This is a genomic window from Chitinophagales bacterium (assembly GCA_041392475.1).
In the GTDB taxonomy this organism is placed as follows: domain Bacteria; phylum Bacteroidota; class Bacteroidia; order Chitinophagales; family UBA2359; genus JAUHXA01.
On the sequence record JAWKLZ010000001.1, the window covers coordinates 1,678,949 to 1,692,016 of the forward strand.

The window sequence follows — 13,068 nt, forward strand, 5'->3', positions numbered from 1 at the left end:
TGAACTCTTTGATTAATCAATGATTATACACCAACATTGCCCTCACTGCTGGCCCTGCGAACTGATTTACCAAATCGTTTTGTTGAATGCCAAATTGGTTAGAAGGTGTATAGGAAGCAATAAGATAGCCAATTATTTTTTTGAATTGATGCTGGTAATTTAGCGCAAAAGTGACATCTTGTACCCCCCAATTGTAGGTAAAAACGGAACTTACATTGTCGAAAAAACCAAGCGGATAACTAATGGTAGTGGCAGTGATGTTGACCGTATTTTCAAGCTGCAAAGGTTTTTCGTCAAAAGATACAAGTAAATGTTCAAGTATTATATTGAGTCCGTTGCCGATGCCAAAAGTATAATCTGTTCCAATATTGAAGAGAGCTTGATTGGTGAGGCTTCCGAGGTTTTTGGTTTTGTGTACCAATACTCCTTCAAACCACAAGCCTACTCCAATGTCCCATTTTCCGTCTATGCCGATTCTGTTTTCTGGTATTTTCTGGTATTGCGGCATTAAAGTCAGGGCCATTGAAGAGGCGGTTCGGTGATGGTAAGATAGTGCAATTTCTCCTTTTGAAGTAGGATATTGTATGCGTCCTCCAAATTCGGGTATTTTCTTATTGGTCTCTACAAAATCAAATCCTCTTGTTTTTTCATTGCCATACAATGTCCACAACCAAATGTTTGCATTGTTCAAAAAATAGTAACGTCCTAAAATACCATATACTCCATTGGTCAATTGCAGTGGGTCACGAGGATCTATTTGGTTAAACCATTGGAGGGGACGAATAATGGCGGCTGCGCCAAAGTCAATTTTCTGCAATCCGACTCTTACTTCAAATTGTTTGTTGGTGTATCTCGCCCATATTCGGTAAGGCTGAATATCTCCATCGGTGGTGTTGGTTTTGAAAGAATTGGAGAAAATAGAGCCTGCTATATTTACAGATGCTTCAAAATCAAATGATTTGGTCTGGGCAGAATCCAATGGAACTTGATAGTTTAATTCAGGTATGTAGCGTACACCCAAAAACACATCTATTTCATTGTCGGGTGCAAAGCTTCCTATTGCAGAAATTTGTCCATCGAATTCTACTTTGTTTTGTGCAAAACCATTGAAGGAAATAAATAACCATGCTACAATCGAAAATCGGAAGGTAAACTTTAAGTATTTATTTTCCACCATATTTTTGTATTTCATGCCTAATTTCAATTTTCATTCATTGGTGACATTCCATAAAAACAGAACTTGGTCAATTCCATAATCAAATCAGTTGGGGTGTCATACATCGCCGTCAATTCTTTGTCCAACATTTTGTCGTTGAGTGCATTGATCATGTATAGGACAAAGGATATTTTGAGGTCTTGCCTAATCCAACCTTCTCGCTGTGCATTTTCCAAGTCCTTCTTCAATTCATTCATAGATCGCTGATGGTATTGTGTCAGTTTGTCTTGCAGCTCGGAATGATTGTGTTCATAAATGTCGCTCACAAATTCTTGGCTGATTCCGTCTGATGTTTCGTGCTTCAATTCAATGAGTTGAGTCACTTTTTCTGGAAAAGGAATTTCTTGGCGCATGATGGCTTGATACTGTTCAAAGCCCTCATTTGCCAAATCCTCCAAAATTTGCTGGGCAACTTCATTCTTATTATTGAAGTTGCGATAGAAAGTCATCTTACTCACCTCTGCTTCTTTGCAGATTTCTTCGACTGTCACCCTACGAATGCCATGTTTCCAAAAGAGTGTTTTGGCACTTTGGAGGACGGCTTTCTGACTTTTGTTTCTTTTTGTATTTACTGTATTGGTCATGTTACTATTGTAATTATAAAGTTACTAAAATAGTTTCATTCTAATTAAATAGTATCACTTTTTTTCTAAAATAGCAGATATTCGCATAGACTATTAGAGTAAGCAGAAAAATTAGGTGGAAAAACAGGGTAGCAAAGTGGGAGATTGGAGTGATTATTGTCATATAAGCAAACTAAGCTAATTTGACATTTGGAATCTAAACAATGACAAAAAGCCTCCCAAATTCACTTAGGCTTGCTTAATCCTACGCAACTTTTAGCTTTCAAAAGAGTACACTCTATCGAATAGATATTAATATGTTTACTAATCTCCATCCAATCACATCAATAGTCAAACTTTGGACGAATATTTCGGAATTGGGAACGTCTGAAAATTCAAACCAAATTGAAAAATTTAGAATAAAGGTTTGCAATACCATTGCGGCATCGCTTATTTGTGTGTGTGCGCTGTACTGTGTTTTGTTTTTATATCAAAACAAAATCGTAGAAATCATTCCTTATCTACTAACGAGTGTTCTTTCTGCAATTTGCTTCTATTTGAATTATCGAAAACGCTTTTTTGCCAATCGAATTTTGATAATGTTTATTACAAACGGTTTGATTTTCTACACCTTGATTTATGCAGGTTACGACATTCAATCGCAGATGTTTTTTACCATATTGATGGCGACCTCATTTCTTTTATTCAAAAATCATTATATTCCCTTTTTATTTTTGATATTGATGTCCATTATACACATTGTCGTTTACACTTACGTTTTGCAGAATGGCCCAATCAATGAGGGGTCAAGAATTTATATAGGGGAATACATCAATTTTATCATTGCTTTGGCTACGGCAGCCAATTTATCCCATTCATTGTATATAGAGTTAAAAATTTATGAACAGCGAAATACAGATGCTTTGGAGGAGATAAGGCAGCGAAATGTGCAACTTCACAACAAAAACGAACAGTTAGAAAATATTATTTATGTGACCTCTCATGACCTGCAAGAACCCTTGAGAAATATCAAAAATATGGCAAACTTGGTCGTTAATACGGTGGAAAGTGAGGATGATCAAACCAAACAATCTATTCAGTTTCTGAACGATTCGACTGATAGAATGAGCAATATGATAGAAAGCATCATGACCTACGCTAAGATTGGATATGAGCAAGCCCTTGATTGGGTGGATATGAAGGCTCTTTTAGACGAAGTGATGCTGGACTTAAACTTGCAAATACAAGAAACTAATACGGTCGTGGAATCCGAAAAACTCCCTACCATGATGGCTTATCGGAATGAACTGCGCTCACTTCTTCAAAATTTGCTATCCAATGCCATCAAGTTTAAACATGCTAATAGAAATCCAATAATCAAAATAAGTTGTGAGAAAAGCGCAAATTGTTATACTTTTGGTGTATCAGATAATGGAATTGGGATAGATAATAATCATTATGATACTATTTTTCAAATGTTCAAGCGATTACATTCACAAAAACAATACAATGGAACGGGTATTGGGCTTGCACATTGCAGAAAAGTCGCTGAACTACACGAAGGAAATATTTGGGTAGAATCTAATACCCCACACGGCTCAATTTTTTACTTCACTATAAAGAAATATGAAGAAGATAAATTCAATCATGCTGATAGATGATGATGCGGTAACCAATTTTTATCACAAGATCATCATTCAAAGAGTCAATTGTTGTGAGCGCATTGATGTATTTGACGACCCTACTGAAGCCTTGGAGCATTTGAAAGACACGCAGGAACTGCCCAACATTATTTTCCTCGATATCAATATGCCTAAAATGAATGGGTGGGAACTCATTGAAAACATTCTGAAAAACGGACTGGATGAAAAACTGAACGCTTGTATGATTGTGATGCTGACTACTTCACGGAATATCAAGGATGAAGAAAAGGCATTTAAGTATGAAATTATTTCACAGTTTAAGCACAAACCGCTTACACAAGAAATTTTGGAGGAGATAATAGCGGTGTTGTAAGTTTATCTGCTTCTCATTAGTCAGCCATATTTATATTAATAATTAAAATTACTCAAACAACTGTTTATCAGTGTGTTTTTTTCATTTTAATTTTGATTTACTACTTATCTTCTCAATCCTCCGCCACTTTCATCCAAAACAATTCTGGAAACTTCCTTTTTTGCTTGAAAACTCCAATACAAGAAGTTTTGCTACTATTTCACCCCTATTTCCCCAAATAAACCCACCAAAATACCCCGCTCACATACGTCCACAAAATAGAAAACAAGATATGGACGACCGTTTCAAACCACTTATCCTTCCATAGCTCCGAAGAATATCCAAAGAATTGAATCACAAGGCGAATTGTCCAAAAAATAGCAAAGCCCAAAGCAATTTTGTTTCCCAAAGGAGTTGTAGTGATTTCGGTGGAAGAACTTAGGCACAGAAGCCCCATCAAGAATATAACCAATGCAATGAAAAAAGTATGCACATACATTATTTGTCGATTGATTAAGCTAACTGCCTGAAATTCTGTACGCCAATTGAAGTATTTGGGGAAAATGACATGGACGAATGCCAATATTACGAACAGCGAACCGATTATTTTAAGATGTAGTTCCATTTTTTTCGAGTATAAAAGTGCTGATAAATGGGGTGGTTTTAACTTCCTTTACCACCTTCAATTCCGCCCCTCCAAAGGTTTTGAGCCAAGTAGATTTGGAGTGAAAGTGAAAAAATCCGATGTTGTATGCCATAAAGTTAGCAGTATCTCGCAAATGTTCTGTAACAACGATTTGTCCTCTTGGTTGAAGTACTCTTTGCAGTTCTTTGAAAAAGACAATTCTTTCTGCTTCGTTTCTGATTTCATGGGCGGATAAAATGGCGAATACCGCATTTATAGCATTGTCCTTCAATGGAATGAAGTTGGTGGCAATTGTTTGGGTATTGGGATATGGAGGATAGGCTTTTCTAGCTCTTTTGATGGAAATTTCGGTGTGTTTGGTGGGGTCGTAGAAGTCGAGTACGGTTAAGTTGGCATCTGGAAATTGGTCTTTGAGTAGAACGCTTGTTTCGTCAAAACCTGCATTGACATTTACAATATTAGCCGACTTAGGCATTGATTTTAAATTATCTATCCACTTCAATTGATAAAGCGGAGAAAGGTCATAAACATAATAAGACACCAAAAGTGAAACAAAAGTGGTGACTACAATGCCCAAAATCGAAAGCAAAATGAGCCATTGAAGTAATCCCACTGTGTAGCTTTGAAGGAAAAACAAGACTGCCAAAGCAAGCAATGACAGTACATAAAAATGCCAATTGAAACGGATGATGTTGCCTACTCCTTGAAAGGGTTTTCTATTGGTTTCCATTGTTCGATTTTACCTTTTTTCCAATGATACGGAATATTTTTGATGATAAACGCATTGGCTAAAGTAAGATTTTCTATTTGAAGTTCGTCTAAAAATGGGATATGGTATTGGCCGACTTCAATGGGTGTCGGTTTCCAATTTTGGCGCACTCCTTCAATGATGAGTACGCTTTGATTTTTGGGCTGGTAGGTGAACGTGAAAGGCAGTGGCCCTGCAAATCGGCGTGCTTCTTTCCAGTCTGCAAAAGGTGATTTTGAAGGTAGAGAAGTCTCTTGTTTATCTTTAACAACTTCTACTTTGAAACCTGATTTTGAATAAATTATTTGATTTTTTTCGGGTGTTATAATTTGCTGAATGTCGGTAGTAGCGTATTTGTATTGGGTGAAAATACTACCTAAGTATTCCATTTTTTTCTGATCTGTTTCGGACTTCAATATGTACAAACCCCTCAATCGTTTACCAGCATTGTTGTGGTATTTTGTGAATATGCGATAACCAATCAGAAAAAAATTACTCCCCATAAATTTCGGAAATCCTTTGGGTCTCAAATTTTTAGTCTGTACCATCGCTACTGCAATGAAGCCGTATTTATCTTGAAATGTGTCCAATTGTAGGCAGGGCGGAATGAGGCCTTGCAGTTGTTCCTTAGGAGCTGCAAAGGTCAATACAGTTGAGCTTTCAAAGAAGGCTTCGACCGCAAAAGGGTGGTTTTTTAGGAATTGAAGTGGATTATTCATTCAGTTAGGAATTGTTGTTTTAGGACAAATTCATTGTAATACACCAACAAAACAAATCCAATGGCAAAAAGGATGTTGATTCGTCCCCAAAGTAGTAAATTGGGGACGAGTATAAATTCGAGAATGTTCATGGTCAATACGATACCGATTTGAACTATTGCATTGAAGCGAGGTGAAATTCGGCTCACTATCCATATTGCCATGGCTATTTCTGCCAATCCAATCAAAACCGTCAGAATTCCTGCGTATTCTTCGCCCAATATGTTGGCTACAATCTCTCGGTGTCGAGGCACTAAATTGAGCACTTTGCAGAAAAGTCCGTTGATAAGCCAAACCATTGCGATTAAGAAGGTGAGTACTTTGTGGTAATTAGGAGCTCTCTGCATTTTTTGTTGTTCGTTGAAGTTCTCTAACGATTGGTAGAATATTTTTTCTATCCGAATGAAAAAAAGGTTTCTTTGTCCTTGACAACACGAAATTAATTAATTGGTGAAAAAAAAATCGCATTTTTCATTTATCCTTTAAAAACCAATATCATGGAAGAGTTCATTCAAAAGTTGCCGTACATCTTGGTCGGCACCAGTTTTCGGTATTTCCTTTTTGCAGGGATTCCATTCCTCATTTTTTATGTATTTTTCAAACAACATTTTCACAAAAACAAGATTCAAGCCTCCTCTGAAAAACGAAAAAGGTTCGTAAGTGAGGTCAAAAATTCGCTGGTCACATTGGCAGTTCTTGCTACTACGGGGGCACTTGTTTTTTTCAGTCCTTTTCGAGCCTACACCACAATTTACGCTGATATTCATACATTTCCGCTTTGGTGGATTCCTGTGAGTGTGGTCTTGAGTTTGGTGATTCACGACACTTATTTCTACTGGATGCACCGCTTGGTTCACGGCAAGACATTGTTTCGCCTCGTACACCGCACGCATCACGAATCGGTCAATCCTTCGCCTTGGACTTCTTACTCCTTCCATATTCTGGAAGCCTTGCTCGAAAATCTGATTTTGTTTATATTGGTGTTTACCTTGCCTTTGCATCCGATTGCATTGATACTGTTTGGTTTGGTGAGTTTTACCATCAATGTATATGGGCATTTGGGCTATGAGATTATGCCACAGTGGTATAGACATTCTTTTCTATTTGAAGTCGTCAATACTTCTGTTCACCATAATTTGCACCACAAAAAATTTCACGGCAATTACGGTTTGTATTTTCGCTTTTGGGATAGGCTGATGGGAACGGAAAATCCTGACTATGTGGCAGAATTTGACAAAATTCAAGAACGTCGGTTTGGTGAAATACAAACGCCTAAAAAGAGTTATTCAAGGGCTGCTTTTTTGTGGGGAGCATTGGCGATTGGTTTCTTCAGCCTTTCCTTCAATACCCAACCTGCAAAGCAAGCCAATATTTTGGGCGAATGGACGGCAACGGGTGAAATGGGAGATGCGGTTATCGAAATTTTTGAAGATGCAAACCACAAAATACAAGGTAAATTGATTCGTGCGCTTGACCCTGAACACCAACAACGCATCGAGGAAGCAAAGGCGGAAAAGTCGGTATCCGAAATTTTACTGCTCCGCAATTTTGACTATGTGGGTGACAATACTTGGAAAAACGGTACGCTGTATTTGTTAAGTAGAAAGCGCAGTGTGAATGGAGATTTGAAGTTGTTGCCTTCTGGCGAATTGCAGGTAACAGGAAAATTAATGGGATTTAGTCGAACGCACATTTGGAAGCGAAAATCATAGTGCATTGATTATCAAAACCTATCTTGATATAGCAATGTTCCTATCTTTTAGAATAGGAACATTGCTTTTTTACATTACAAAAAACTTTATTAAAACACCTATCTGAATCCATTCTAACCCAAATAAGCCATTTCAACTATTTCCTTCTTCAATTTTTTGCCATTTTTATGCACTCTATTCGTCAATTCAAAAGGCAATTTCACCTCTACCCTCAAAGCTCTAAGTCCCTGTACTCCTTGCAATTGTTCTAACTCTACATCTTCAATATCTTCTTCAATGTATCCTTGATGAAAGAGGTACTCTAAATACTCACGGTATTCCAATGCCTCTTTGTCTTGTGAATACACAATCGCAATTTTGTTGGGCTGGGTTAGGCGTTCTTCTGTATCTCGAATGTAGGCTTTGTCAATGCGTTTTTTGATGATTTCATAGCGAATATTGTATGCACCATCCACATCAAACTGCTTTTCATCTATTCTGAACTGAATCGCAAGCGGTGCGCTGTGTACCAAAAGTAGATGTGTGGCATCTAAAGGAACAGGCAGAGTCGGCTTCAATTTTGCAGTCAATTGGGCAACTTGTGCAGTGGTAATCAATTGCCACAAACGCAAGTTTTTTAGATAAAGCGGATCGAAATTCTGTTTTTCGCTGAGTGATTGTCCAATGTAAATGTTGTATTCTACCCCATCTGTTTTGTATTTTTCAAAATAGTGGGGAAACATAGCCTGTGCTTCTTCTTCTCTTTTATCTATAAATTCTGCAACTTTCTCATTCATCTTGGTCATACTGTGTTCAAACTGCTTTCGTTTTTCGTACAATACGCCCAATTCTGGGTCTAAAGCATTTTTGTAGGCTTCAATAGCTTCTTTGGTATGGGGAATATTTTCTTCAAAGTACGGAAAGAGGCTTTCTACTTCTCGACTCAAAAAACTAAGCATATTCACTTCGTCACTCGAACCCAAGTTTTTCGCAATGCGACCAATGTGTTGGTTGATTTTGTAGCAAAGACTGTCCAAAAAGGGTAAAGGACTCTTAGCCGTAGCACTGTCCAATACATTTTTTGCCAGATTCAATTGTGCAATCAAATCCTCTTGTATAGCATGGTTGCGTTTGGTAGAAGAATCTCGCACATCTGTTGCACCAAACAAAGGATAGACATCATCAAACACAATGTTTTCTAAATCACCTCCTAAACCAAGTGATCTACGCTCCAACATATTCATGGCGGCTCGTGTAAATCTCCATTCAACAGCAGGATGCAATGAAGTATAGTTTTCTTTAATAAAAGATTGAACCTGTGCGTCCATTTCATCCAAAGCACGTTCAAATGCAATGGAGAATAGAGGATTAATGGCATTTACTTTGAATATCGAATCTGTAGAAGAAAAGTCTTGTGGATTCTTTGACATCAATTCAATGACTCCTACAAACTGATTGTCAAAGAACAAAGGTACGATTACCCCACTCTGAATGTCTTGCTCCAATAAGCTTTCTTCAAAAGGTTTGGGATTCGCTTTTTTACCCAAGTTATTGAAAAAGTAGGGAGTTTTGTTTTTGATAAATTCTTGGAAAACATTGCCCATACCCATTTGAAATGGGCATGCCATCCTTGAAGTAACATGATTGCTTTGAAGTATAAAGCTGCTGTGTGCCTCTGCATTGAAGTTCATTAATTTATTGAAATTCTTTTGATAGGGTGTCAAACCTAAACGCAAATCAGGCAGCATAAATAAGGATTTCAACTCCCTTTCTAAGAAAGTAATATTTTGTGGATTGGTCAGTGCATTTTTCTTCAATAGGTCAAATTGAAGGGCAGAAAGGACAGATTGTTCAGTTACTTCTGTTAAATTAAACAACATGATACCATGTAATTCAAATACATCCGTAGGAATGTATTTTTTCCAAAGTGCCAAATCATTGAAGTTCTTCAAAAGTGTATCAATGTCTTCTTTGGTCAATTTTGGAGGCTCTTTTATGGCAATGATTTCCGTGAATTTTGCATTAAAATGCCCTTTGTAAAACCGAAGCAAACCTGTTTCGGCATCTGCAATTGGCATTAACATGGGTTTGTCCAATTCTATGTCCACTTCATAATACTTGTGCAAAATGGCTGCATAAGCATTTAGGGTTTTGTAGTACAAGGATTCATCGCACAACATGGCTTTGGACTTAAACTGCTCAAAGTTTTCGCCCAATACCTCAATGAATTTTGGGGTAGCATACACTCTTTCCAATTGGTAAGGGCCGATTGCAGCCATGATTTCATCTTCTTTGATGGCGTAGGGGCTGACCAAACACATCAATAAGTTGATCAATGATTGATGCTCTTGTAATGAAGCCACATCTTCAATGGGTAGTAACAACTCTGGTGCAGCTTCTACTCCTTTGATGATTTCATCTGCTACAATGGCAAAGGTTTGTTTGCCATTTGCAGCTATATTGCGCCAATAATCAATCAGAGGTTTCAAACTCAATTTGGTTTGAAATGGAAAATCTTTTTTCCACATTTCATATTCTTCTTTGGTTGCAGCCGTGAGGTTGTCTATATGGAAAGGTTCGTAAGTGTTCATACTCAATCGTAAATTATGGAGAAGGTATTGTTAAATTTTATTGAACAGTATAACACTAAAAGGGGATTTTTGGTTTTAACTGGAAAATAATGAATGCAATCAAGCGTAGCTTTTTGTATGTAGTGCTTGAACGGAAACTCTTAACTAATTGAATGTCCAAATATAACTAAACACTTAAACAGACAGACTTTTTAAGGTTTCCCCATATATCAATACCTTCAATAAATTCCTAATAAATTAACATCAAGTTGCTATAAGAATATAAAAATTGAAGGAAAAAATTCGTTTGTTTTAACCATTAGTTATGTTTTGATAGACACACAATTATCTATTTCCGTTCAGGCATTATGTAGGAGCAAAAAAATTGGCGTAAGAAGGCAAACTATCAGAACAAAGAATCCATAAATCTTACAGAATAATCATGGATTTGGAATAAATGAGAATAAAAATTAAAAAAATACTTCAATATCAGTTTATTATCAAATTTGAAGTATAGCTTTGAAGAACAAGAAAAAATACTATTTCCCAATAACCACCTTATGACAAAATGATTTTCCTTCTTCTTCCATTTTCAAAAAATAGACACCTTCCTTTAAGCTTAAAGGCAATTCAATTCTCAAACTTGTTGTACTAATTTGAGTAACATAGATAAGTGGTATTTCTTGTCCATCAATACTCCATAGGGATAAAATTGCATTTTTGGAGGAAGGGATGTCCAGCCAAAATACATCCTTTGCAGGATTGGGATACAATCGAAACTCATCAGGTTCATTTTTTTCAATAGCCGTATCAGTTTCCCAAATCGAAGCCAAATTCCAAAAATCAAAAGAAGATACAGTAGCATCAGAAGCTCCTTCTTGAAAAAACGACAAACCATCCGCCGCTAAACTGGGAAAGATACGGGCAGTAATCACCCTTTCGCCTTCATTCACAAATACTTCAACGGAAGACCTATCTACAAAAATATGCAAAGTGATGTCTAATGAGGTATTCTCCAATGGAGCGTTGAACACTTCTCTAAAATTTCCCTCAAAATTGGTTTGGCTGGATTGAGAACGATCTACAAATACCTGATTCTTAACTGCATCATAGCCTATTATGGTTTCATAAAGGATGTTAGCACGAATGGATAATCCTACCGATTTTGTATTATTTGGAGAAAAAGTGACTTTCATTTCATAAGAAGTTCCCTTTATTGAGTTATCAATAATAAATTGATTGGCAGCTTCAACGGATTGTTTTTCTCCAAAAGAAAAATGTGTTTTTCTCAAATTCTGCAAGGATTCCACAGGCTCTTGTACTACTCTAAGTCCTTGAGTTAATTGCTTCAACTTGATAGCTCTTGGAAGTGACATACTTCCCCTCCAAGGACTTGTTGGCAATCCATCTGCATAAGTCCAGTTGTTCATCCATGCCAGCCAGACTCGTTGATAGTCTGAACTTTCAGACATATTCTCCCATGACCTACCCGCATAAAAATCAGGGCCAAAATCTGTCCAAAAACCCTCCATTGTCGTATTTTCAGCAGGTTCGCCCGAAAACAAAATATGATCTACATTGATGTGTCCCCATCCTCCTGTATGAAAATCTACAATCTGAATTTGAGCCTCACTTCCAATCCAATTACTAACATCCCACGAATCCCAAGTCAATTGTTCTGCTTCTTTGCCAGTAGTTCCTATCACTTTTTCACCATTGATGAGCAGACGCATTTCAGTACTGTTGACGTGTGCACCTCCTCCAATTAGAAAATTAATAAATGGTTTTTCTATCGTAAATATGGAAGAGGTCAGGCTTCCTTGTGAACCATCACCTCCCAAATAGGTATTGACCAAACCATTGCCGAGATAACCCGTCACAGCTTGTTGGTTCTCTAAAGTTCCGTTGGCGGGTTTATTGCCAAAAGCATTGCCCGTTTTTATCCATGTGCCATAGTCGTTCCCTTCAAAATCTTCAAATAAAATACCAGTCGGTACATTCTGGGAAACATTCAGTGCCTGTTCAAATTCTTCGATAAGTGTAAAGGTAGTTCCGTCAAAATCACCTACAAAATATTGCGTAGCAGAGCCACCCGCAGGTCCACCAGGATTGATACTCACCATCATCACCCATTTTTCTTCATTGGTATCTTCCACCCGAATCGAAAACAAATCAGGACATTCCCAAACCCCACCATGTGCGCCAATTGTTTCTCCAAAATGACTTTCAAATTTCCAGTTTTTGAGATCAAATGAGGAATAAATACGAATGCGATTGCCCAATGCAAGGGTCATAACCCACTTGGACTGTGGCATATACCAAAATACTTGAGGATCTCTAAAGTCGTTGATACCAGGATTGTTGATAATGGGATTATTGGCGTATTTTGTCCAAGTTCGCCCTTTGTCGGTGCTATACGCCATACTCTGTTTTTGGGTCGTACTTGCATGTGTAAACACAGCTACTATGGCTGCCGATTCATCGGTATTGAAGCCAGCAGTATTGTTAACATCTACTACTGCCCCACCAGAGAAAATATCCCCCAAAGGATCTTTGCCCAATGCCAAAGGTAAGTTATCCCAGTGTACCAAATCTGTTGAAACCGCATGACCCCAAGACATATTACCCCATTGATTGCCAAAGGGATTGTATTGATACATCAAGTGGTATTCTCCATCAAAATAAACTGTGCCACAAGGATCATTGATCCAATTTTGAGGTGGAGAAAAATGGTATTGAAGTCTTGCTTCTTGGTTGTAATTGTCTTGTGCAAAGGAAGAAATTTGAAGAAAAAATACACAAAAAACAGCGGTGAAAATTTGGTAACCTAACTTCATTATATAGAGATATTTTATACGTATTAAGCAATAAATAATTCATA

Annotated in this window: 11 protein-coding genes; 3 read left to right on the forward strand and 8 right to left on the reverse strand. The window is 37.4% G+C overall.

The features are described 5' to 3' along the window. Positions 1–16 precede the first annotated feature (16 nt). Entirely contained in the window at positions 17–1,192 is a 1,176-nt protein-coding gene (locus R3E32_06110) for a hypothetical protein (protein MEZ4884297.1), read from the reverse strand. Between the two features lie 8 nt (positions 1,193–1,200). Further along, positions 1,201–1,800: a TetR/AcrR family transcriptional regulator gene (locus R3E32_06115; GenBank protein MEZ4884298.1), complete on the reverse strand. Its 600-nt coding sequence runs from the start codon at positions 1,798–1,800 to the stop codon at positions 1,201–1,203. Between the two features lie 578 nt (positions 1,801–2,378). Between R3E32_06115 and R3E32_06120 the strand changes: the two genes are divergently transcribed. Beyond that, positions 2,379–3,440 carry an ATP-binding protein gene (locus R3E32_06120; protein MEZ4884299.1) on the forward strand — a complete coding sequence of 354 codons (1,062 nt, stop codon included), beginning with the start codon at positions 2,379–2,381 and terminating at the stop codon, positions 3,438–3,440. After that, positions 3,406–3,795, forward strand: a complete 390-nt coding sequence (locus R3E32_06125; protein MEZ4884300.1) for a response regulator — start codon at positions 3,406–3,408, stop codon at positions 3,793–3,795. The genes R3E32_06120 and R3E32_06125 overlap by 35 nt, the downstream gene beginning before the upstream one ends. A 205-nt stretch (positions 3,796–4,000) precedes the next feature. Here R3E32_06125 and R3E32_06130 read toward each other — a convergent pair whose 3' ends face one another. Genes R3E32_06130 through R3E32_06145 form a run of 4 tightly spaced genes read right to left on the reverse strand, consistent with a single transcriptional unit; the run spans position 4,001 to position 6,273 of the window. Further along, positions 4,001–4,399, reverse strand: coding sequence for a hypothetical protein (locus tag R3E32_06130; GenBank protein ID MEZ4884301.1), 399 nt, complete (start codon positions 4,397–4,399; stop codon positions 4,001–4,003). Next, the gene (locus tag R3E32_06135; protein ID MEZ4884302.1) at positions 4,383–5,150 is read right to left on the reverse strand and encodes a methyltransferase domain-containing protein; all 768 of its coding nucleotides are present in this window, start codon (positions 5,148–5,150) and stop codon (positions 4,383–4,385) included. Before R3E32_06135 ends, R3E32_06130 begins: the two co-directional genes overlap by 17 nt. After that, the gene (locus R3E32_06140) at positions 5,117–5,887 is read right to left on the reverse strand and encodes a DUF2071 domain-containing protein (protein ID MEZ4884303.1); all 771 of its coding nucleotides are present in this window, start codon (positions 5,885–5,887) and stop codon (positions 5,117–5,119) included. The genes R3E32_06135 and R3E32_06140 overlap by 34 nt, the downstream gene beginning before the upstream one ends. Beyond that, complete coding sequence (locus R3E32_06145) at positions 5,884–6,273, reverse strand: DoxX-like family protein (protein ID MEZ4884304.1); 390 nt, start codon at positions 6,271–6,273, stop codon at positions 5,884–5,886. The genes R3E32_06140 and R3E32_06145 overlap by 4 nt, the downstream gene beginning before the upstream one ends. Positions 6,274–6,423: 150 nt before the next feature. Between R3E32_06145 and R3E32_06150 the strand changes: the two genes are divergently transcribed. Continuing rightward, positions 6,424–7,638: a sterol desaturase family protein gene (locus R3E32_06150; GenBank protein ID MEZ4884305.1), complete on the forward strand. Its 1,215-nt coding sequence runs from the start codon at positions 6,424–6,426 to the stop codon at positions 7,636–7,638. Between the two features lie 113 nt (positions 7,639–7,751). On the opposite strand, the gene R3E32_06155 is transcribed toward R3E32_06150, so the two are convergent. Continuing rightward, positions 7,752–10,208, reverse strand: coding sequence for a GAF domain-containing protein (locus R3E32_06155; protein ID MEZ4884306.1), 2,457 nt, complete (start codon positions 10,206–10,208; stop codon positions 7,752–7,754). A gap of 518 nt (positions 10,209–10,726) precedes the next feature. After that, complete coding sequence (locus tag R3E32_06160; protein MEZ4884307.1) at positions 10,727–13,024, reverse strand: GH32 C-terminal domain-containing protein; 2,298 nt, start codon at positions 13,022–13,024, stop codon at positions 10,727–10,729. Positions 13,025–13,068 lie beyond the last annotated feature (44 nt).

Excerpts from the sequence above, each read along its gene's own strand:
- R3E32_06110 (MEZ4884297.1), bottom strand. The coding sequence starts at position 1,192 with ATGAAATACAAAAATATGGTGGAAAATAAATACTTAAAGTTTACCTTC.
- R3E32_06155 (MEZ4884306.1), bottom strand. The coding sequence starts at position 10,208 with ATGAACACTTACGAACCTTTCCATATAGACAACCTCACGGCTGCAACC.
- R3E32_06145 (MEZ4884304.1), bottom strand. The coding sequence starts at position 6,273 with ATGCAGAGAGCTCCTAATTACCACAAAGTACTCACCTTCTTAATCGCA.
- R3E32_06125 (MEZ4884300.1), top strand. The coding sequence starts at position 3,406 with ATGAAGAAGATAAATTCAATCATGCTGATAGATGATGATGCGGTAACC.
- R3E32_06135 (MEZ4884302.1), bottom strand. The coding sequence starts at position 5,150 with ATGGAAACCAATAGAAAACCCTTTCAAGGAGTAGGCAACATCATCCGT.
- R3E32_06130 (MEZ4884301.1), bottom strand. The coding sequence starts at position 4,399 with ATGGAACTACATCTTAAAATAATCGGTTCGCTGTTCGTAATATTGGCA.
- R3E32_06140 (MEZ4884303.1), bottom strand. The coding sequence starts at position 5,887 with ATGAATAATCCACTTCAATTCCTAAAAAACCACCCTTTTGCGGTCGAA.
- R3E32_06120 (MEZ4884299.1), top strand. The coding sequence starts at position 2,379 with ATGTTTATTACAAACGGTTTGATTTTCTACACCTTGATTTATGCAGGT.
- R3E32_06160 (MEZ4884307.1), bottom strand. The coding sequence starts at position 13,024 with ATGAAGTTAGGTTACCAAATTTTCACCGCTGTTTTTTGTGTATTTTTT.
- R3E32_06115 (MEZ4884298.1), bottom strand. The coding sequence starts at position 1,800 with ATGACCAATACAGTAAATACAAAAAGAAACAAAAGTCAGAAAGCCGTC.
- R3E32_06150 (MEZ4884305.1), top strand. The coding sequence starts at position 6,424 with ATGGAAGAGTTCATTCAAAAGTTGCCGTACATCTTGGTCGGCACCAGT.